General features: G+C 65.7%; 20 protein-coding genes and 2 tRNA genes. 11 read left to right on the top strand and 11 right to left on the bottom strand.

The genetic code is table 11. The features are described from left to right. Nucleotides 1-519 precede the first annotated feature (519 nt). Together VGI62_RS15875 and VGI62_RS15870 are read right to left on the bottom strand one after the other, a co-directional pair. On the bottom strand, nt 520-1,284 hold the full coding sequence (locus VGI62_RS15875) for an HAD family hydrolase (RefSeq protein ID WP_331505490.1): 765 nt from the start codon (nt 1,282-1,284) through the stop codon (nt 520-522). A gap of 44 nt (nt 1,285-1,328) precedes the next feature. Next, nucleotides 1,329-2,342 (bottom strand): L,D-transpeptidase, encoded by a 1,014-nt coding sequence (locus VGI62_RS15870; RefSeq protein ID WP_331505489.1) that lies wholly within the window; start codon nt 2,340-2,342, stop codon nt 1,329-1,331. A 120-nt stretch (nt 2,343-2,462) separates the two neighbouring features. On the opposite strand from VGI62_RS15870, the gene VGI62_RS15865 reads away from it, so the two are divergent. Then, on the top strand, nt 2,463-3,071 hold the full coding sequence (locus tag VGI62_RS15865; RefSeq protein WP_331505488.1) for a murein L,D-transpeptidase catalytic domain family protein: 609 nt from the start codon (nt 2,463-2,465) through the stop codon (nt 3,069-3,071). A 152-nt stretch (nt 3,072-3,223) separates the two neighbouring features. Here VGI62_RS15865 and VGI62_RS15860 read toward each other — a convergent pair. Then, nucleotides 3,224-3,300, bottom strand: a tRNA-Pro gene (locus tag VGI62_RS15860). 138 nt (nt 3,301-3,438) lie between these two features. Here VGI62_RS15860 and VGI62_RS15855 point away from each other — a divergent pair. The 3 genes from VGI62_RS15855 to VGI62_RS15845 all read left to right on the top strand — a co-directional run bounded on the left by VGI62_RS15855 (nt 3,439) and on the right by VGI62_RS15845 (nt 4,785). Next, nucleotides 3,439-3,512: transfer RNA gene (locus tag VGI62_RS15855), tRNA-Gln, on the top strand. A 175-nt stretch (nt 3,513-3,687) separates the two neighbouring features. Beyond that, nucleotides 3,688-3,909, top strand: coding sequence for a hypothetical protein (locus VGI62_RS15850; protein WP_331505487.1), 222 nt, complete (start codon nt 3,688-3,690; stop codon nt 3,907-3,909). Between the two features lie 207 nt (nt 3,910-4,116). Beyond that, complete coding sequence (locus VGI62_RS15845) at nt 4,117-4,785, top strand: PEPxxWA-CTERM sorting domain-containing protein (RefSeq protein ID WP_331505486.1); 669 nt, start codon at nt 4,117-4,119, stop codon at nt 4,783-4,785. Nucleotides 4,786-5,019: 234 nt separating this feature from the next. On the opposite strand, the gene VGI62_RS15840 is transcribed toward VGI62_RS15845, so the two are convergent. Continuing rightward, nucleotides 5,020-5,352, bottom strand: coding sequence for a DUF3606 domain-containing protein (locus tag VGI62_RS15840; RefSeq protein ID WP_331505485.1), 333 nt, complete (start codon nt 5,350-5,352; stop codon nt 5,020-5,022). 338 nt (nt 5,353-5,690) lie between these two features. Next, the gene (locus tag VGI62_RS15835) at nt 5,691-6,338 is read right to left on the bottom strand and encodes an NAD(P)H-dependent oxidoreductase (protein WP_331505484.1); all 648 of its coding nucleotides are present in this window, start codon (nt 6,336-6,338) and stop codon (nt 5,691-5,693) included. A gap of 158 nt (nt 6,339-6,496) precedes the next feature. Here VGI62_RS15835 and VGI62_RS15830 point away from each other — a divergent pair, with 158 nt between their 5' ends. Both VGI62_RS15830 and VGI62_RS15825 read left to right on the top strand, forming a co-directional pair. After that, on the top strand, nt 6,497-8,014 hold the full coding sequence (locus tag VGI62_RS15830) for a carboxylesterase/lipase family protein (RefSeq protein WP_331505483.1): 1,518 nt from the start codon (nt 6,497-6,499) through the stop codon (nt 8,012-8,014). Nucleotides 8,015-8,250: 236 nt separating this feature from the next. Further along, nucleotides 8,251-8,694, top strand: a complete 444-nt coding sequence (locus tag VGI62_RS15825; protein ID WP_331505482.1) for a hypothetical protein — start codon at nt 8,251-8,253, stop codon at nt 8,692-8,694. A gap of 99 nt (nt 8,695-8,793) precedes the next feature. On the opposite strand, the gene VGI62_RS15820 is transcribed toward VGI62_RS15825, so the two are convergent. After that, nucleotides 8,794-9,339 (bottom strand): N-acetyltransferase family protein, encoded by a 546-nt coding sequence (locus VGI62_RS15820; protein WP_331505481.1) that lies wholly within the window; start codon nt 9,337-9,339, stop codon nt 8,794-8,796. Next, complete coding sequence (locus VGI62_RS15815; RefSeq protein WP_331505480.1) at nt 9,336-11,426, bottom strand: S9 family peptidase; 2,091 nt, start codon at nt 11,424-11,426, stop codon at nt 9,336-9,338. The genes VGI62_RS15820 and VGI62_RS15815 overlap by 4 nt, the downstream gene beginning before the upstream one ends. Nucleotides 11,427-11,603: 177 nt before the next feature. Here VGI62_RS15815 and VGI62_RS15810 point away from each other — a divergent pair, with 177 nt between their 5' ends. Next, nucleotides 11,604-12,440, top strand: coding sequence for a serine protease (locus VGI62_RS15810; protein ID WP_331505479.1), 837 nt, complete (start codon nt 11,604-11,606; stop codon nt 12,438-12,440). A gap of 3 nt (nt 12,441-12,443) precedes the next feature. Here VGI62_RS15810 and VGI62_RS15805 read toward each other — a convergent pair whose 3' ends face one another. Continuing rightward, entirely contained in the window at nt 12,444-12,893 is a 450-nt protein-coding gene (locus VGI62_RS15805; protein WP_331505478.1) for a MaoC family dehydratase, read from the bottom strand. A 181-nt stretch (nt 12,894-13,074) separates the two neighbouring features. Continuing rightward, nucleotides 13,075-14,616, bottom strand: a complete 1,542-nt coding sequence (locus VGI62_RS15800) for an acyl-CoA synthetase (protein ID WP_331505477.1) — start codon at nt 14,614-14,616, stop codon at nt 13,075-13,077. 135 nt (nt 14,617-14,751) lie between these two features. Between VGI62_RS15800 and VGI62_RS15795 the strand changes: the two genes are divergently transcribed. From VGI62_RS15795 to VGI62_RS15785, 3 genes are all read left to right on the top strand, one after another. Beyond that, nucleotides 14,752-15,636, top strand: a complete 885-nt coding sequence (locus tag VGI62_RS15795) for a crotonase/enoyl-CoA hydratase family protein (protein WP_331505476.1) — start codon at nt 14,752-14,754, stop codon at nt 15,634-15,636. 227 nt (nt 15,637-15,863) lie between these two features. Then, complete coding sequence (locus VGI62_RS15790; protein ID WP_331505475.1) at nt 15,864-16,283, top strand: MucR family transcriptional regulator; 420 nt, start codon at nt 15,864-15,866, stop codon at nt 16,281-16,283. A 314-nt stretch (nt 16,284-16,597) separates the two neighbouring features. Continuing rightward, nucleotides 16,598-17,083, top strand: coding sequence for a PAS domain-containing protein (locus VGI62_RS15785; protein ID WP_331505474.1), 486 nt, complete (start codon nt 16,598-16,600; stop codon nt 17,081-17,083). On the opposite strand, the gene VGI62_RS15780 is transcribed toward VGI62_RS15785, so the two are convergent. Then, nucleotides 17,080-17,502: a SufE family protein gene (locus VGI62_RS15780; protein WP_331505473.1), complete on the bottom strand. Its 423-nt coding sequence runs from the start codon at nt 17,500-17,502 to the stop codon at nt 17,080-17,082. The genes VGI62_RS15785 and VGI62_RS15780 overlap by 4 nt on opposite strands. Before the next feature lie 41 nt (nt 17,503-17,543). Further along, complete coding sequence (locus tag VGI62_RS15775; protein ID WP_331505472.1) at nt 17,544-18,317, bottom strand: HAMP domain-containing sensor histidine kinase; 774 nt, start codon at nt 18,315-18,317, stop codon at nt 17,544-17,546. Nucleotides 18,318-18,515: 198 nt separating this feature from the next. Between VGI62_RS15775 and VGI62_RS15770 the strand changes: the two genes are divergently transcribed. Further along, a complete protein-coding gene (locus VGI62_RS15770; protein WP_331505470.1) occupies nt 18,516-20,141 on the top strand; it encodes a sensor histidine kinase in 1,626 nt (541 codons plus the stop codon).

Here is a 20,141-nt window from a genome sequence, read left to right as displayed (position 1 = left end):
TGTAGGTCAGTGGATTTTCAGTCCCCGGAGTGGGATAGACCGGGAGCGCGGCGCTGGCGGCGGTGGCGAAGCCGATGGCCACGGCGGCCCCAGCGCAAAGCAATCGAATGCGGGACAAAGGACTCTCCTCTCAGCAGACATTTCAAACCGGACGCCGAGCGCCTACGGTGATGGTTAACAACATATAGATGTAAACTGCAAACGGCCTCGCCTTAGAGGGGAGAAGTATCGCGACGTCACCGTCTTGGAAGAGCCGCCTTCATGGTGGAAATGATACCGTCGGCGAGCGAGCGCCGGGTCGGCTACTCATGGATATCCTTGACGCCGCCTTCGCCTCGCTTGCCAGGTATTCCAGATGCGAGCAGCGGTCGAAAACACCAGTTCAGCCGCCCGCCTGAAGCTAACGTTTCGGGAGCGGGTACATCGCTAGTCCGTCTTCCCGCCGAAGCCGCTGCTGCTAATGGCGGTTGAGACACGGCCGCCGCGATACACCGTCCCGTGGTGCGGAGCCGGCGCCCGTCAGCTGCAACGGACCGGTGGGTCTGCCTCAGCCTCAGTGCTCCCGAAAAGGGCGTCGACCTCGGCCAACGAGGTCACGATGTAATCCGGCGTGATGGTCGTGTCGGGCGGTAGCCCGCGCCCGAACCCGTCGCACCACACCGCCGTGATACCCAGCCGCTGCGGTGCGGCGACCTCCCACTCCAGATGGTCGCCCACGATCCACGTCTCGTCTGGCTCAACGCCGAGCGCGGCCATGGCGTGGCGATACGCCTGTTCCTCGGGCTTGCCGAAACCGGCCTCGCCCTCGATCTGGATGTGGTGGAAGTAGGAAGCGAGCCTGAACCGCTTGATCTTGGCCCGCTGGGTCGCCGAGGAGCCGTTCGTGATCAGCGCTAGTTTGATCCCCCGCCTCCGAAGCGCCTGGAGGCCTTCGAGAGCGCCGGGAAAACACTGCGTCAGCTCCTCGCGGATGGCGGTGAACCGTTCGGCAAATCGGTCGGCGATCTCACGGCTCAGGGCCGGCTGAAGGCCCTCAAGGGTTTCCCGTACGACCTGGCGCCGAGCCTCGGCGATGCCGAAGCGCGCCACCTTGTGCCGCTCGGGATCGGACCAAAAGAGCTCAAGGGCGATTTCGAGGTGGGCCGCGAGCTCGGCCGGCGTGTGTGGCGCAAGCGCCGCCGCCTGCTCCTCAGCGATCTGCAGCAGCACCGCCGGCCGCCGACCGGCCATCAGAATGGTGTCATCCAAGTCGATGAGCATCGCGCGCGGCGTGGCAAGACCCATAAGGCCTGCATTGCCCAGCACAAGCCCTCTGTCCAGGCCCCGGGCTAAGCGCCGTTGCTGTCAACAACGGTCATAGCCTTGCCGGCGCCCCCGCTCAGGAATCCCGCGTCGGTGACGAGCAGCGTCGTGCCAGGCGTCAGCACGCCTCTGACCAGCTTCAGGTACTCAGGAGAGATCGTCAGGTCTCTGGCGCCGGAGAAATCCAGGGCCCGCCCCCCTAGCTGCTCCTGGCCGGGGACGCTTACATAGGTCCACTGGGTCCGCCGCTCGGCGTCGAAGCCGGTGAACTGGAAAGCGTGGTCGCCGGACACCCGATTCGGCGGGATGTGGATCTTGCCGCGGCCAATCAGCTTGCCGTTGCGCATAACCAACAGCCGCTGGTCGTGCGAGGAGACCAGGATGGTCACCGGTCCGGCAGGGGCGAGTTCGGGCTGCCAGCGGAAAGGCTCTTTTGCGGCCAGGCGTTGCGCGGCCGCACCAGCCAGCGAGGCTCCCTCGGCAGTCACCGGCGCCAACAGACCACCATCGTCAAGTCGCGTGGGATTTGGAGCGCCGCTCGTCACCACTACCGTCATGCCCAAGGACGTCTCTTTGAAGAGGCCGCGCGCGAAGGCCATGGGCAGGCGCACACAGCCGTGAGAGGCGGGATAGCCGGGCAGGTGGCCCGCGTGCAGGGCGATCCCGTCCCACGTCAGCCGCTGCATGTAGGGCATGGGTGCGTTGTTATAGAGGTTTGACCTGTGCTTGGCGTTTTTCTGCAGGATGGTGAAGACGCCGGTGGGGGTCTCCTTCCCCTTCTTGCCGGTGGAGGCCGTCGAGGCCCCGATCCGCAGGCCGTTGCGGTAGACATAGGCGCGTTGTGCCTTAAGGCTCACCACCATTACCATCGGACCCTCCGGCGCGAGCTGGGGCGCCCAGATGAACTCGCCGGGCTTCAACGCGGCGACGTCGGCCGCAGTGATGGCGCTGCGCGGCGCGCCTTGGGCCCAAGCGGGAACTGGAGCCGCGAGAGCGGCGGCGAACAGAACGGCGGCGGACCTTCGGGTGGGATCGGGCATGCGACAGCTTCTGCGACGAGATGGCTCACATGAAGCGTGGGGTCGCGACCCTATCTTTGGAACTCCGTTCAATCCCGGAGGCGGCGGGCGGACAACGCCCAACCGCAGTCTAATCGCCACATGACCGAAATCGTCCCCGCGACCCGCCGCGGCTTCCTCAGGACGTCGTTCGCTGCGCTCGGCGCCGCCATCGGGACCCCGGCGCTGGCGTTCGCAGCGCCCGGCCAGAGCGGCGTCCTGGCCGCGGCTCGGGCGGGTCTGGCCCAGGCCGGCGGCCGTGTCGCGCACAGCGATGTGGTCGGCGTGGCTGATTTCAGCCAACCCTCCTGCACACCGCGCTTCCACTTGGTCGACCTGGCTGGCGGGAAGGTGGAAAGTCTGCTGGTCGCCCACGGGCGAGGCTCTGACCCGGACCACTCGGGCTGGCTGCGCCGCTTCTCGAACGACCTCGGCTCGGCGGCGACCTCCGAGGGGCGTTACCTGACCGGTGAATACTATACGGGCCAGCACGGCCGCTCCATGCGCCTTCAAGGCCTCGACCCGACCAACGACAATGCCTACGCGCGCGCCATCGTGGTGCACGCGGCCTGGTACGTGAGCCCGCAGATGGCCAGCGAGCACGGCATCCTGGGCCGCAGCGAGGGCTGTTTCGCCGTCAGCCAAGCGGATCTTGGACAGGTCCTGGACCGTCTCGGTCGTGACCGCCTGATCGTCGCCACCAAGCTCTAGGACGTGGTTCGAAAGGGGGGCGCCAAAGGTCCGCAGGCGGCTGGATACGGGGCCCGAGAGCCCGGATCATGGGCCGCCGTCCGCCTGACATGCGGACTTCTCGGCGGTAATGGCTCGGGGAGAAATTCACGTCGCGTTAGCGACGGAATGAATGGTCGGAGTGGCAGGATTTGAACCTGCGACCCCCGCGTCCCGAACGCGGTGCTCTACCAGACTGAGCCACACTCCGACTTTGGAGGGCGCCTTATAGAGGAGGGGCTATGGCCCCGCAAGGCGGCGCGACAGCGGCGTTTCGAGCCGTTGCATCGCGAGGTCTCCTGCGCTATCTGACCGCCTCCGCGGGGGGAGCCCCAGCGGCCGTTCCTGCTGGGGAATGGTGTAATGGTAACACTGCGGTTTTTGGTACCGTCATTCTAGGTTCGAGTCCTAGTTCCCCAGCCAATCCTCACGATGTTCCAGACCAGACACATGGGCGCCATCGCCTACCCAAGACATAAGTGACAACCTCGGGCCGAACCGGTTGTCGAGGGCGCGGACGGTTTTTCTGCTCCTGATCGATGAAGCCGAGATCGGATTTGGTCATGCGGAGCATCTATGTGCCCGGCGGCTAGCCCTCATGAACTTGATGGACAACACCAACGCATCCATTGGCGCGGCGCGGCATTTAGTCGGGATGGGCAATGATCCGAAAGCAAACCCGGCTGGCGATGGTGAAACGATCGCCCGAACCGCCGCCAGCGGCGGCCAGAAGACGGGTCACATCCGCTGGGTCCTCTGGATAGGAACGGCGTTGGCGGTGATCGGCTTGCTGATCGCCTGGTTTGTTATGCGTCGATAGTGGCGAGCCACCCCGCCCTGGACGCTGCCGCGGCCGACCGTCAGGGATGATTGGACCGCCCATGGTCGACCAATCGGGTTTGCGGGCAGTCTCAGAGAGACGCCCTGTGACAATCAGCTGGACAGTATCTTCGCTTGACGAGCGATAGCGCTTGGTTCCAACCGTTGGTTGTGCAGAGATGGGCGGCGGATGGGGGGGATCTAGCTGATGCGTCTGTCGAAATTCGCCGTGCTGCTGGGGCTCGCCCTTGTGACAGCTGTGCCGGCTTCCGCCTCCGTCATGGTGGCGACGTTCACCGGGACGGTCGGGACGATGACCCAGGCTGGCGCTGGGCTCTTTGCTTCCCCGGGGGTGAGCCTCACCGGTGACGGGTTCACCGCCGTCTACATCTTCAATGCAGACGCCATCGGCGTTGTGACCACGCCCACCAGCCTGGACGTAAGAGGCGGCATCTGTTGCCTGGTGGACCCAGGGCCTATCGTAAGCGCCTCGCTAACAATCAACGGCGTGACGCGGGAACTCGGCCATGAGCCCAACGAAGAACCATTCGATAGCGAGATCCGCTACGACGCCGGCGCCGGGACCGTCTTCTTCCAAGCGGGCCGCAATGACGCCATCGACTCCAACCTGATCTTCAACATGACCGGCGCCGGAGTTCCCCTGTCCCTCAGCGCGCCGTTCACGCTCACACAAGACGCTGGCAACAGCTTCTACCGGTGGGCGGATATCGGCACAGGCACCGACCGCGCCCAACTCATCCCAACATCCCTAACGGTTGTCCGCACCGTTCCCGAACCAGCGACCTGGGCGATGATGTTGACGGGGTTCTTCGGATTGGGAGCTGTTCTGCGGCGACGGCGGAGCGCTCTGGCCTGAACCCGCTCGACATGTGGGCTCCCGGGCGCGCTGCAGTTGTGCGGCGTCACCTAGTTTGACGACCTTCCTGTTTCCTGTGGCGCTTCGTCCGGCGGCAATCGGAGCACGGGATTCCATCGGAGTTGCAGTCGTGCTTCGTGGACCGTGACACGGGGCGCGTGTCCCTGCGATCGTCGCGTTTCAGGCCCAGCGCCGGCGACGACGCCTTCTGACCCACGCTGGTAGGTGTCGACGTCAGTTCTGACGCGGCACCCTGCAGAGGTCCTCGCCCTGCAAAGGCACCCCCAGGTAGGCGGCGACATCAGCGGCCATCGGGCCTACGGCTGCGACGGCATCGTGCAATTCCTGGTCGCTGAGACCCCAGAGCCCGGCCCAAAACATCACGTCGCGGTGCGCCTCAAGGCATATGCGGTCGCGTCGCGGTCGCCCAAACTTTGCTATCGGGCTGTTCAAGAGTGTCCCTTTTCGTTGCGCGCCATCGCCCGCTCGGTCCAGAGCAGCTTTGCGGTTCTCGTCCGCGTTAGCCGATGTCGCGAGTTGGTTGACCAGCAGCTCCCTTCGGATCATCCGGCGCGCGCCGTCGTCGTTCTGAGCCAAGACAACGGAAAGCGCAGGAACGGATGCCCCCTTGTTGGCACGTGAAACATGCGAACGCGCGCGACTCCGGCCCCGCGCCGTCGTCTCTGATAAACGGCGTACATGACGGTTTCACGTCAATTGTGGCGCGGCGCGGCGAGCGGCGCCCACAACCGCACCGGCCACCGGCCCGACGACCGCCATGGCGGTCGCCCGGGGTCTGCAGCGCTCGGCCGCCGACAAAGTACGCTTGCCCAAAGTCGGGCCCTTGGGCGCGGCGTGCGGGGGGGACGCTGCCGAAGACCGGAAAACGGCCGTTCGGTTCGAGATCAGGCTTCGGCGGCTTGCTTGGCGGCGTGATCGGTGTCCTCGGCCAAGAGCCTGCGGCCCCGCACTATTATGTCCACCCAATCTGCAAATGCAGCCGCCAGACCCAGGACCACGTCCTTTAGGGGCCCTTCCTTCAGCCGCCCGTCCCCGTCGAATTTGTCGTCGGTCACGTTGCCGAGATAGGCCTCGGGTTGCTGCATCACCGGCATGTTCAGGAAAACGCAGGCCTGCCGCAGTTGATGATTGGCGCCGAAGCCGCCAATGGCGCCAGGCGATGCGCTGACGATCGCGGCGGGCTTCTTATCCCAAACGCTCTGGCCGTACGGCCGTGAGCCGACATCGATGGCGTTCTTAAGCACGCCGGGCACGCCACGATTGTATTCGGGTGTGCAGAACAAGACGCCATCCACCGCGGCGATCTGCTTGCGGAAGCGCACAAATTCCGGGGGAGGGTTCGCATCGGTGTCCTGGTCGTAAAGCGGCAGGTTCCGGATTTCGACGATGTCGCAATCGAGCTGATCTGAGGAGAAGGCGCAGATCGAACGGCCGACCTTGCGGTTCACGCTCTCCTTGCGAAGGCTGCCGACGATAATTGCGATCTTGTGGCGGGCCATCAGGGCGCCCTTTTCGGCCCACTCTTCAGTCATTGAAGCTGGTTGGGTATCGGGTGTCTCACCCAGGCGCTCCGAGAAATGGATCGCAGTCAGGTTCGCTGATAATCCAGAGCGGTCGAAACGCCTGCGAGGCCCGAGGGCCCAACGCAAGGCGACATTGCAACGGCTACGGCCGAGCGGGGGGCGAGCAGATGACGACCTTGAAGACAGTGATGGCGGGTGGGGCGGCGCTCGCCGCCATTGCGAGTGCGGCCCATGCAGGTCCTACCGCCAAGCTGGACGCCGGCGTCGTTGAGGGCGTTGTCCGGGGCGATGTCGCCACATATCGCGGCATCCCCTATGCCGCCGGGCCATCTGGCCCGCTACGCTGGCGCGCACCGCAGGCGGTGAAACCCTGGACGGGGGTGCGGCCCGCCATGGCCAACGGGGCGGCATGCCCACAGCCGCACCTCAGCAACGATCCCTGGGCCCAGGTCGGCCCACAGAGCGAGGACTGCCTCTTCCTCAACATTTTCGCGCCCGCCAAGCCCTCCAAGGCCGGCGACGCGGTCATGGTGTTCATCCACGGCGGCTCGTTCACCCGCGGCTCCGGGGGGGTGCCGCTCTACGATGGTTCTGCACTCGCAAGGCGCGGCGTCGTGGTTGTGACGATCAACTACCGTTTGGGCCGCCTGGGATACTTCGCCCACCCGGCGCTGACTGCTGAGAACGCCGACGCCGGCCGGCTCGGCGACTATGGCCTGATGGACCAGATCGCCGCCCTGCAATGGGTGCAGAGGAACATCGCCGCCTTTGGTGGCGACCCGAAGAACGTGACAATCTTCGGCGAGAGCGCCGGCGCGGTGGCGGTGCAGATGCTGACCACCACCCAGGCCGCCAAGGGCCTCTTTGTGCGCGCCATCGCCGAATCCGGTGGCGGCACGGCGGCGGCCGCCCCGATCCGCGGAACCCCACTCTCCGCCGAGGCCTTTGGCGCCGGCTGGGCCAAAAGCGTCGGCGCGCCGGACGCCACGCCGGCGCAACTGCGCGCTATCCCACTCGCCGACGTCCTGAAGGCGGGCCCTGGCGGTCCCATGGTCGACGGCGTCATGATGCTCCGCAGCCCCGGCGAGACCTATCGCAAGGGCGAGCAACTGCGCGTCGGCCTGATGATCGGCGGCAACTCCCACGAGGCCAGCCTGGTCCACGAGAACGCAGCCGTGGCCAAAGCGGCCCTCGGCGCTGCCTACCCTGAGCTGCTGGAGGCCGCCAAGATCGAAGCGACCAGGGCCGGCGCGGAATCCGACTTGATCACTCAGAGCCTGGCCATCCAGCCGTCGCGCTATCTGGCTCAGAAGAACGCCGCCCTCGGGCTTCCGACCTACTCCTACTACTTCGACGAGGTGGCCGGCAGCGACCGGGGCCAAGCCAAGGGTGCGGATCACGGCGGCGAGCTCAGTTACCTCTTCGGCACACGCATCGACAAGGAGGTCTGGGACGACCAGGACCGCCGCGTCTCCCAGCTGATGGGGGACTATTGGGTGCGGTTCGCCAAGACGGGCGACCCTAACGGCAACGCCGCCCCCAACTGGGCGCCCGTCACCAGGACTGCCTCTCCCTACATGCACTTCGACGCCAAACCCCACACTGCCCAGCCGGCTCCGCTGGAGGACAAGCTCGAAGCCGCCGTTGTGGCCGTCGCGGAAAAGGCGTGGGATGCCCCCAAGTAAGATGTCTGCCTCCAGGCCGAGACGTGGGCAGGGTAAGGTCTTGGAAGAGACCCATAGCTAAGGTTTCTCCGAGCCACGTTACGGCGCCGGCTTAGCGCGCAGCCGATGGCCTGCACTGATTGCAGCCGTCATCTGCCTCAGATCGGCGCATTTTGGTCTTCGAGGCCGATCGCCGCCCCGCGATGTCGCCGGGGCGGCGATGAGCGCGGTAGCCTCGGCGCGATGAGGAGCGCGCCATGTCCGAAACCTCTCCCGGTCTTGAACCCCCCTGGTGGATGAAGGCTTGGTTCACGCCGTGGCCCGCGACCGGCGGCGAACTTGTCCAGCCGATCTTGCCCGGCTGGACCATTGGTGGCCTTGTCGTGAACGAGCAGAACTCCAGCGCGCCCGACACCGAGCGCCAGATAGTTGCGGCCGACAGCTACGGCCGACAGATCGGTCAACTATTGGATGCGGTCGCCGCTCTGATCGAAGGGCAAGGCGGCGCGAAAGACGTTGGAGCCTACCAGAAGTTGCTCGCTTTGAAGGTCAAGGTCGATCGGACAAAGGTGTCTGCGGCGGCCCGTCGGCTGGACCTGATCCGGCATGATCTTGCGCTGCTGAAGACGTCCGATCCGCTAGCTTTTGAGGCCGAGGTCGAAGGCCTTGGAGCGCTTCTCCTGCCGACCTTAAAACTCTAGCGCGACTTCGGTCCGCGCCGGCTCGGTCGGCGGAGGCTCGTCTCTGAACCGGCGAGGAAATCAGCCGGGTTGACGTCAGGGCGACGGTCGCCAGCCCCGTCAGTGGCCGGTGAACGTCACGCCCGGGCCTGTCGGCGTCGAGTTGTCTCCGCCGTTCAGCGCCTTTTGCATGTGGACGATATCGACCCAGCGGCCGTGCTTGAAGCCCACGCTCCGCCCGAGGCCGGTTTGCTCGAAACCAAGCGCACGATGGAGGCCGATCGAGGCTGAATTGCCGCTGTCGCCGATCACCGCCATCAGCTGGCGCACGCCCAACGCCTCGCAGGCCTTGATCACCGAACCCAGCAATGCTCGGCCGACGCCCCTACCCGCGGCGTCGGGAGCTACGTAGACGCTGTCTTCCAGGGTGTAGCGGTAGGCGGCGCGCGTACGGAACGGACCGGCGTAGGCAAAGCCCAGGACGCTGCCCTCCTGCTCGGCGACGAAATAGGGCAGCCCCAAGTCCGCTATGGCCTGTCGCCGCCGCTCCATCTCGGCCGGCGGCGGCGGCTCTTCCTCGAAGGTGCCGAAGCCATGCAACACAGCATCGCCATAGATCGTCGCCAGCGCTGCGGCGTCGCTAGGCGTTGCCGCGCGGATGATCATGGCTGCTTCCAGCCCTTCCCGAGCGCCCAGACGGCGAAGGCATAGTCGAGCGCGATCTCCTTCAGGAAATCGAATCGGCCGGACGCGCCGCCGTGGCCGGCTTCCATGTTGATCTTGAGCAGGATCGGCGCATCGCCCGTCGAAAATTCACGCAGTCTTGCGACCCACTTGGCCGGCTCCCAGTAGGTCACCCGCGGGTCGGACAGGCCGCCGGTGGCCAGCACGGGTGGATAGGCCTGGGCGCTCACCTGGTCATAAGGGCTGTAGCTGGCGATGAGGTCGTAGGCGGCGGCGTCCTGCAGCGGGTTTCCCCACTCCGGCCATTCGGGCGGGGTCAGCGGTAGCGTCGTGTCACTCATGGTGTTGAGGACGTCAACGAACGGCACGGCAGCGATGATCGCGCCCCAGAGCTCAGGTCGCAGGTTCGCCACCGCGCCCATCAGCATGCCGCCGGCCGAGCCGCCATATGCTGCGATCCTGCCCTTGGTCGCATAGCGCTCGGCGACCAGATGGTCGGCGCAGGCGATGAAGTCGGAGAAGGTATTGGGCTTCTTCTCCTTGCGGCCGTCCAGGAACCATCCCCAACCCTTGTCCGAGCCGCCGCGGATGTGCGCCGTCGCCCAAATCCAGCCCCGGTCGACCAGGCTCAGGTTGCGGATGGAGAAACTGGGCTCCATGGCGTGGCCGTAGGATCCGTAGCCGTAGAGCAGCAGCGGAGCCGTGCCGTCGAGCGGCGTATCGCGTCGCATGAGCACGGTGATCGGAACCTCCTGGCCGTCCGGCGCCTTGGCGTAGAGCCGTCGCGCCACATAGCCGGCCGGGTCGTGTCCCGACGGAACTTCCTGGGTCTTGCGCAGGGTCCGCGCGCGGCTGGCGAGGTCATAGTCGAAGGTCTGCCTCGGAGTCGTTGGCGATTGGTAGACGAAGCGGGCGGTGGTGGTGTCGTATTCGTAACCGCCCTCCAGGTTGAGGGCGTAGGCTTCCTCGTCGAAAGCCACTTCGTGCTCGCCGCCGTCACGGGCCATGACCACCAGCTTGTCGAGGGCGTTGACCCTCTCGGCACGGACAAGATGACCGGCGAAGGCCGCAAAGCCGGTGATGTAGCGCCCAGGCTGGTGGCCGATCCAGGCGCGCCAGGTCGCCTTTGCCGGCACGCCGGCGTCCGACGTCGAAAGTTTGAAGTCGACCGCGCCATCAGCGTTGGTGTGCACGACCCAGCGGTCGGTCCAGTGGTCGAGGCTGTACTTCACGCCGACCTGGCGCGGCTCGGCGACCACAGGAACCGCCGTGGGATCGCTGGCAGGGATCAGCAAGACCTCAGTGGTTTCCTGGTTACCGACGTGGATCAGGATGTGGCTGTCATCCGACGTCGTCCCGACGCCGAGGAACATCCCGTCGTCGGCCTCTTCGTAGACCAAGATGTCGTCGCCGCCCCTGGCCGGCCGGCGGAAGACCTTCGAGGGCCGGGCATTCTCGTCTCGCCAGATCCAGAAGAGCCATTGGCTGTCCGGCGAGAAGGTGAAGGCGCCGTAGGCGCTCTCGATCGGGGCGCCGACCTCCTGGTCCGTGGCCAGGTCCTTCGCGCGGATCGTGTAGTATTCCGAGCCCTGCTCGTCGGCGGCCCAGGCGTAAAGCGCGTGGTCCGGACTGTGGCTCGCCTCGCCAACCTGGAAGAAGGGCTTGCCCTTTGAAAGCGCCTCCTCGTCGAGAAGGATCACCTCTCCCGCGCCGGCCCCTCGGGGCCGGCGCGCGTGGAGCGGGTGCTGGGCGCCGAGGTCGTAGCGGACGTAGTAGTCCCATGGGCCGTCGGGCGAGGGCACCGAGCTGTCGTCTTCTTTGATGCGGCCCTTCATCTCGGCGAACATTTTCGCCTGCAGGGCCTCGGTCTCAGCCAGCATGGCCCTGGTGTAGGCGTTCTCGGCATCAAGGTGGTCGCGCACGTCGGCGCGCAGGACCTTGGGGTCCCGCAGAACCTGCTGCCAGTCGTCGTCCTTCATCCAGGCGTAGTCGTCGACGCGAACGCGGCCGAGTTGCTCGACGCGATGGGGACGTTTCGGGGCGGACGGCGGCTTGGGGGGACTACTCATGCGACGCTAGATGCGCCGCCCGGACCTGCGGCTCAAGCGCTTCAGGAGGTGTCGCGCGTCACTTGGGCGCAAGCCGATCACGGTCTCTTATCTTGGCGGCAACTTTTCACGGGTTAAGTGTCCACCCGGTGAAATGAGGACCTGACGCAAAACGCGTCCGGAGTTTTTGGACCAACCATGGTTATCGACCTGTCTGTGCAGTTGATGCAGGCCACAGTCCAGCTTGAACAGCCGCTGGGCGATGGCACACGCACCGTCGGCACTGGATTTCTGATCTCTGAGACCTTGCCCGACGGCAAGACGCAGACGATTCTGGTCACCGCCAACCATGTCTTCGACAAGATGCCGGGGATAACCGCGCGCATTGGCTATCGGACGGCGAACGCCGACGGGAGCTGGAGCTACGCGCCGAAGCCGCTGAAGATCCGCGACGCCGATGGCCATCCCCTCTGGACCCATCACCCCTCGCGCGACGTCGCGGCCTTGACGATCTCGGCGCCGGAGGCCTTCGCCAAGGCGGCGATCCCCGAAGACTACCTGGCCGACGACGACTCCTTCTCGAAGTATCAAGTCGGGGCCGGCGACGAGATGATGGCGCTCGGCTTCCCTCGTGGCCTTGCGGCCAACCCGGCAGGGTTCCCGATTCTGCGCGCCGGGCGTGTGGCGTCCTTCCCGATCGCTCCGGCCAAGATCTTCCCGACCTTCCTGCTCGATTTTGCGGTGTTTCCGGGCAATTCCGGGGGGCCTGTGTTCATGAGCGGCCCGGCCCGGCGCGCCAGCACCGACCCAACGCAGCCGCGTCAGGACGTGCAGTTCATCGCCGGCCTTCTAACCCAGCAGGTTGAACTGAACAGCGAGCGCCTGGACATCGGCATCGTCACCAACGCCAAGTACATTCGCGAGACATTGAACCTGATCAAGGACCCGGCTGCCCCGGTCACCGTCGTGGCGAGCCAGTCGGTGATCACTGGCGCGAAGGCGGCCTCCGCAGAAGAAGCCGCCACGCCACAGTAGGGTCTAGCCTCCGTAGACGATGGAAATGGTCTCGGCGACGCAGGCGGGCTTTGCCTCGCCCTCGATCTCGATCGTGCACTCGTTCTTCAGCTGCATGCCGCCGGCTTTGGCTTCGGCGCCAATCAGCTTCTGGCGCATGCGCACCCGCTTGCCGACCCGCACCATGTTCACGAAGCGGACCTTGTCGGAGCCGTAGTTGATCCCCCGCGTCACGCCCTTCACCGGCAGCATGCCCTGGCCCAGGAACGGGATCAGCGAGAGCGTCAGATAGCCATGGGCGATCGGACCGCCGATCTCGCGCGTGGCGCGCTCCACGTCGACGTGGATCCATTGGTGATCGCCCGTGGCGTCAGCGAACTTGTTCACTCGGTCCTGGTCGATGAGCAGCCAGTCCGACACGCCGACTTCTTGGCCCACCATGCCGGGCAGGTCCTTGATCTCCACTGGATTCATCACTCGCTCCCTAGATTGAATCTGTCGTTCGACCTCTAACAGCCCTTGCCTCCCAGGCGAAGCGGGGGAGGTGAACACGCGCCGAAGAGCGGGCAAGTTCAAGCCCGGAGCCCGGGCGCCCTTCCATCATCGGCTTTTCAGCCGATGGTCCTCCTTCCCCATGAACGGGGAAGGCAGGGCGTCAGCCGATTCGTGCGCCTTCCTTGCCCCAGTAGGAGTCGCGGATCAGGCGTTTATAGAGCTTGCCGGTGGCGTGCCGTGGCAGCTCGGCCATGAAGTCGATAACGCGCGGCGCCTTGACGTGGCTGAGGTGCTGGCGTGCGTAGGCCATGAGTTCGGCTCGCAGCTCCTCGCCTGCGTCGGCCCAGTCCAGGGGTTGGACGACAGCGACGACTTTCTCGCCCATCTCTTCGTCGGGCGCCCCGACGACGGCGGCGTCGGCGACCTTCGGGTGGCCGATGAGCACGTTTTCGAGCTCCTGGGGATAGATATTCACCCCGCCGGAAATAATCATGAAGCTCTTGCGGTCGGTTAGGTAGAGGAAGCCCTCCTCGTCGAGCCAACCGACGTCGCCCAGCGTCGTCCAACCGTGCTTGTTGCGGCTTTCGGCGGTCTTGGCGGGGTCGCCGTGGTACTCGAACTGGCCCCCGCCCTCGAAGAACACCAGGCCTTCGGCGCGGGGCGGCAAGGGCTCTCCGTCCTCGTCACAGATCCGCACCTGCGCCATGAGCCCGCGGCCGACCGAACCCTTGTGGGCCAACCACTCTTCAGAATTGATGATGCAGAAGCCATTACCCTCTGTGCCCGCGTAATATTCGTGCACGATCGGACCCCACCAGGCGATCATCTGCTCCTTGACCGGGACCGGGCAGGGTGCGGCGGCATGGAAGACGGCCTTCAGGGATGACATGTCGTATCGGGCCCTCGCCTCGGGGGGCAATTTCAGCATGCGCACGAAGTGGGTCGGGACCCATTGTGCCGTGGTGATCTTGTACTGTTCGATAAAGCGCAGCGCGTCCTCGGCGTCGAACTTCTCCATCATCACGACGGTTCCGCCCAAGGACTGGATGGCCATCGACCAGCCTAGCGGGGCGGCGTGATAGAGCGGAGCCGGTGACAAGTAGACGCTGTCCGGCGTCCAGCCGTAGAGCGCCTGGCCGAGGTTCGAGAGCGGATTGGGCGCATCGATCGCCGGGTCGATGGCTCCAGCCCGCTTGACCCCCTTGGGCCGCCCGGTGGTGCCGGACGAATAGAGCATGGCGCGGCCGGCGGATTCGTCGGCGATCGGCGTGGTCGGAAACCCCGCGCGGGCCATTTCGAAACTCAGGTATCGACCGGCTTCTCCGCCGACCATGAAAAGGGCGACGTCCGGTATTAAAGCCTCGACCGCAAGGGCCATCTCAGTGAGCGCCGCCGAGGTGATGAAGACCTTCGCCTCGCAGTCCTTGACGATGTACTCGACTTCGCCGACCGACAACTTCGAGGACAGGCAGGTGAAGCGCAGGCCCGAGCGTTGGGCCGCCCACAGGATCTCATAATACCGGGGGTGGTTTTCCATGAAGATCGCGATGGAGTCGCCGGTCTCCAGGCCCAGCGAACGGAACAGATGCGCGCCCTGGTTCGAGCGCTCGTCCAACTCTCGATAGGTCACCGCCTCGCCGCTGTAGGCCAGTATGTAGGCGGCCTTGTCCGGATGGGACTTGGCGTGGACGCTGGGGTGCATGTCTCTCTCCCGCCGCGCTCGACCGCCAGATGTCATCAGGGCCGAGGCCAACTTATCTTTGATCAGCGGCTATAGCGGGCCTTGACCTACCGTCCGTCAAGGACCGTGGAATGGCAAAAATCGGGAGAGAGACACATGGCTGCGCCGACTTTTGAAACCCTGCTCTATGCCGTGGAGGACGGCGTCGCGACGGTGACGCTGAACCGACCGGAGAAGCTCAACGCCTTCAACACGCAGATGATGCGCGACATGATCGCGGCGTTTGACGAAACCGACCGCGACGATGCGGTTCGCTGCGTGATCGTCACCGGCGCGGGAAGGGCGTTCTGCGCAGGCGCGGACCTCTCGGCCGGCGCCCAGACCTTCGACTATGAGGCGCGCGGCGGCGAGGACCGGGCTGCTCGCACGCGTGATGGCGTTCAGCGCGACGGCGGCGGCCTGCTGACGTTGCGAATCTACGAGAGCCTGAAGCCGGTGATCGCCGCCGTGAACGGGGCGGCCGTCGGCGTGGGCGCCACCATGCAACTCGCCATGGATATTCGGCTGGCCTCGACCGAGGCAAGGTACGGTTTCGTGTTCGCCAGGCGCGGACTCAACCCGGAGGCCGCCTCGTCCTGGTTTCTTCCGCATCTGGTGGGCGTCCAGCAGGCCCTGGAGTGGTGCTACACGGGCCGAATCTTCCCGGCTCAGGAGGCGTTTGACGGCCGCCTGGTGCGTTCCTTGCACGCGCCGGACGATCTGCTTCCCGCCGCCAGAGCGCTGGCCCGCGAGATTGCCGACAATGCGGCGCCTGTCTCGGTTGCGCTCACCCGCCAGCTCATCTGGCGTATGGCCGGAGCGGCGCATCCCATGGTGGCCCACCGTGCCGACAGTCGGGGGATTCAGGCTCGTGGCCAGTCCGGTGACGCAAGGGAAGGGGTGATGTCATTCCTCGAAAAGCGGTCCGCTGCCTTTCCCGACCGCGTCTCCAGCGACCTGCCAGACATATGGGCGCAGTGGGAGGTCCCAGACTTTCGGTAGGGCCGGGCGCTGTAACGTCACTCTAGGTAGAGTGGCGGGCGCTTACTCGCTGCACTCTGGTTTTTGAACTCAACACCCGAATTCGATCTCCGATGTCTGGCGTCTTCGGTCAGATGAGCTCTATTTGTGTGCTTGTGCGTCCGAAAAGTTCCCTATAATGACCGCGCTACTGATCTGGTGAATCTAATCAGCGCCGCCAAACGGCGCGGTTCCTATGGAAAACAAGAATGGATGAGAAGTCGGAAGTCATCGAGATGACGGCGGATATTGTTTCCGCCTATGTGGGCAACAATTCCGTCACGGCTGCTGATCTGCCGGGACTGATCCAGAGCGTGCATCGTGCGCTTGCTGGAATCTCGTCGGGGGGCGAGACCTTGGAAGCCGCGCCAAAGGAGCCGGCCGTGCCGATCCGCCGTTCTATCACGCCGGATTTCCTGATCTGCCTCGAGGACGGCCGCAAGTTCAAGTCGCTGAAGCGCCACTTGCGCACCAAGTACAACATGAGCCCCGAGGAATATCGCGCCAAGTGGGGTCTGCCTAAAGACTATCCGATGGTCGCGCCGAACTACGCCAAGGCGCGTTCAGACCTGGCCAAGCAGATGGGTCTGGGTCAAGGCGGCCGCCAGGCGCCGCGCAAGAAGCGCTAGATCGCCCGACGGATCGTGTCGCGTTAGCGCCGGTTCCACGCTGAGACATCGAAACGCCCGCCGGCATCGGCGGGCGTTTTCTTTTGCAGTTATGGTCTGAGTGAAATCAGAGCTCGCAGCGCCACCACAAGCAGGTCCTGCGCGGCCCCCCTGCCTGTTCTGATGGGCGACGGCCTTAGCGATCAAGCTGAGTCTTAAGGTGTCCAAATCGGACGAATGACGTCGCCGTTAACTCTTTTTTTCTTGCCGCCGATTCGCCGGATCAGCGATAACTGATTCGTCATGAATCCAACCGGTTGCTAGGGCATCTGCACATGGGGGCGCAGATACGAGCTCCAGCCGCGGCGGCCCGCGCGCACGAGGAGCTTTTCGCTTACTGGGCCTCGTTGAGGGATGGCCCCAGGCTGCCAGGCCGCCATCATCTCGACCCTGGGGGCATCAAGCGACTGCTGCCGACCGTCAGCCTGATTGACGTGGTCGATGAACCGCTCGATTTCCGTATGCGGCTGGCTGGCACGGCTCTCTATGGCGTCTACGGCCGCGAGATCACCGGCAAGCGTATCTCCGACATCTACAACAGCCAGGCGGCGGATTACTGGCGATGCGAACTTGCCAAGGTCGTGTCCGAGCGGCGGCCGGCGGTCGGCGTGCATAGCCTCGCCTGGCGCGGCGCTTCGCACCTGTCGATCCTGTGGCTACGGCTGCCCCTGGCTTCGGACGGTGATGCCGTGGACATGATCCTCGGCCTCGACGCCGTGGTGGGCATGGGTCAGATGCACAGCGGCATTCGCGCCGCCTAGACGCTCGCCAGTTCGGCGTCCTTGCGGATCCTGGCGACCATCGAGGCCAGGCCGTTGGAGCGCTGTTGCGATAGCGCGCCCCGTAAGCCCAGGGCTTCGAACGCCGCCGGCGCGTCGAACGCCAGGATCGCCTCGGGCTCGCGCCCGGAGAACAGCCGCAGCAGGATCGCTATCAATCCTCGCACGATGTGGGCGTCGGAATCGCCACGGAACGAAAGCGTCCCATCGGATTGGGGCTCCCTGACCAGCCATACCTGGCTGGCGCAACCGCGCACCCTGTTGGCGTCGGAGCGTTCGGCGTCGCTCAGCGGAGCAAGTTCCCGACCAAGATCGATAACGTAGCGATAGCGCTCTTCCCAGTCGCCCAGGACCTCGAACTCGGCTGAGAGCTCGGCGAGTTCGGCTTCGATAGCACCCATGGGGCCGACTTAGGCGGCGCAGAGGCCCTCCGCAACCGCGGCTAAGCGGTTTTAAGCCGGACGCGTGCGCTCATGCCCTTGCCGGGCGCCGTCATCAGCTGCAGGCGCGCGCCCATCGCCCGACAAGTCAGATCGCAGATGGGCAGGCCGAGGCCCGCGCCTTCGACCCGGCGCACCAGGGCGTTCTCACCCTGTTCGAACGGCCGCATCAGCCGCGGCAGCTCAGCGGGGTCGACGCCTTCGCCGTCGTCCTCGACATAGACGTCGACGTGATCATCAACGACCTGGACCCGTACGCGCGCCTCGCCGCCGTCTGGCCCGAACAGCGCCGCGTTCTGGAGAAGGTGAGTGAAGACGGTGCGCAAGCCCCAGTGATCGGCGATGACGAGCGGCAGGACACCGGGGTCGAGAAGGCGCGCACGCACGCCGCGGCTGGCGAAGTCGGCCGCCGAGCCGGCGAGCGCGTCGTCGAGCGCCGGCTCCAGCGGCTCGGGCCGCACATCCAGCGTCATGCCTTCCAGCCGACCGATTTCCAGCACCTGGTTGACAAGTTTAAGGAGTTTCCTGCCGCTGCCGCCGATGATTTCGGCGTACTCCTTGTACTGCGGCGCCCCGAGTGGTCCGTAGAGCTCCGCGGCGAGGATCTCGGAGAACCCCAGGATGGAATTTAGCGGCGTACGAAGTTCATGGCTGATCAGCCGCAGAAAGGCGCGCTTCTGCTCTTCGAGCGAGGGCGCGGCCTGCGGCTTGGTCAGCACCTGGTCGCCGCCCTGCGGCGCGGCCGGCGCGTTCACGGATCGGGCCGCTCGGGGCATGATGAACCAGTCGCCTTCGTTTCGACGAGACCGCAGTCTGCACAGTCCCGCTTACGATTTCCTTTCGCTCCGCCTTCGGAAGATCGCCCGGGAGGCGAGCGCCCTTACACAGGCTTGACCGTAGCGCTAAACTGCTGAGATGCCCGGCGCACAGAAAACCCAGGTTCGACGCTGACCAGTTCCAGGAGACGCGGGCGTGTGGCTGCGGTTGGTGACCGTCGCCTTGCGGTGACCTGGCACCTTGCGTGGACCGTCGTCGTGGCGGCCTCGACGGGGGTTCTGTCTTTGCGCGGCGCGGGCCTGGCCCCCCCGGAGCTGGCGGCGCTTGGAGCCGTCGCCGCCGCGGGGGCTATGGGCGCCTTCCTGGCGGAGGTCACCGAGGAGGCGGGCGCTCCCTTGGCCATCGTGCTTTGGGCGCTGGCCGGAGCTGCGGCCTGTTTGCTTACGGGCGGGACGGCAGGGCCGCTCGCCCCCTGGTGCCTTGCTCCCCTGGCCGCTGCAGCCGCGTTCGGGCGCCCGAGGCTCCTGGCGCTGGGCGCAGCCTCAGGCCTGGCGGCGGCGGCGGTCGCAGCGCTGGGCGGGGCCTTCCTGATTCTCCCCAAACCGGCGGAAACTCTCAGCGTGTGGCTGAGTCTGCTGGCGCTCGGCACGCTCGCCGTCGGATTGGCGGCCGGTCTTGTGGCGCTGCAGGGCAAGGCGCGGGGCGAAAGCCAGAGCGCACGGGAAACCGAGCTCGAACTGCGCGAAGCGCTCGACCACCAGCCGCAGCTCCTGCTGGCCCTCTATCCGGGGGGGCGCATCCTGGAAGTCTTCGGCGAGGCGCCTGCTGGACTTGAGGCCCGCGAACTCTCCAGCAAGCGGCTGGGCGACTTGGTGTCGGCCGAAGATCGCGCCGCCGTCGAGGACATCTTGGCCCGGGCCGCCATCGAGGGGTCGGCTGAGATCGCTTTCACGCCAGCCCACGATCCCAGAGGCTGGTGCGTGCTGACGGTCCGGCGAATGAGCCCGACGCGGCTGGTCGGCGCCATGCGCGATGCCCGCGCCCAACGCGCCCGGGAGACCGAACTCGAGGAGGCCCGCATCCTCGCCGAGCAGCAGAACGCCGGAAAGTCGCGCTTCCTGGCCAACATGAGCCACGAGTTGCGGACGCCGCTGAACGCCATAATGGGCTTTTCAGACATCATGCGGCAGCGGCTGTTCGGCCCCATGTCGGACCGCTACGGGGAATACGCCGACCTGATCCACGAAAGCGGATCCCACCTTCTGGAACTGATCAACGACGTGCTCGACATGTCCAAGATCGAGGCCGAACGCTTCGAATTGGCGCGGGAAGGCTTCGACGCGCGCGACGCGATCACCGCGGTGTTGCGGCTGATGCGTGGTCAGGCCGAGCGGGCCGGCATCAGTCTCATGGCTGAGCTCTCCGCCCAGCCGCTGGATGCGGAGGCCGATCGCCGCGCGGTCAAGCAGATCGCCTTCAACCTGATCTCCAATGCGCTGAAGTTCACGCCGCGAGGCGGTACGGTCACAGTGACGGTGCGTCCCATAGGCGAGATGCTGGAAATCGCCGTCGCCGATACCGGCGTCGGCATCTCAGGGGAGGACCTCGCGCGGCTCGGACGGCCCTTCGAGCAGGCCGGCGATGCGGATCACCGCCAGGCCGGCTCGGGTCTCGGGCTTTCGCTGGTGCGCGCCTTTGCACGGCTGCACGGCGGCGAAATGACGATCGACAGCAGCCTGGGCGAGGGGACGACGGTGACGGTCCGCATGCCGGTCCTGGCCCTGGCCGAGCCTCACGATATCGGCCGCAGCGCCGAAGCTTAG

The organism is Phenylobacterium sp. (genome assembly GCF_036495085.1).
Classification (GTDB): Bacteria; Pseudomonadota; Alphaproteobacteria; order Caulobacterales; family Caulobacteraceae; genus Phenylobacterium.
The sequence above is the reverse complement of the archived record's forward strand: the minus strand, read 5'-3'. Positions and strand labels throughout refer to the sequence as shown.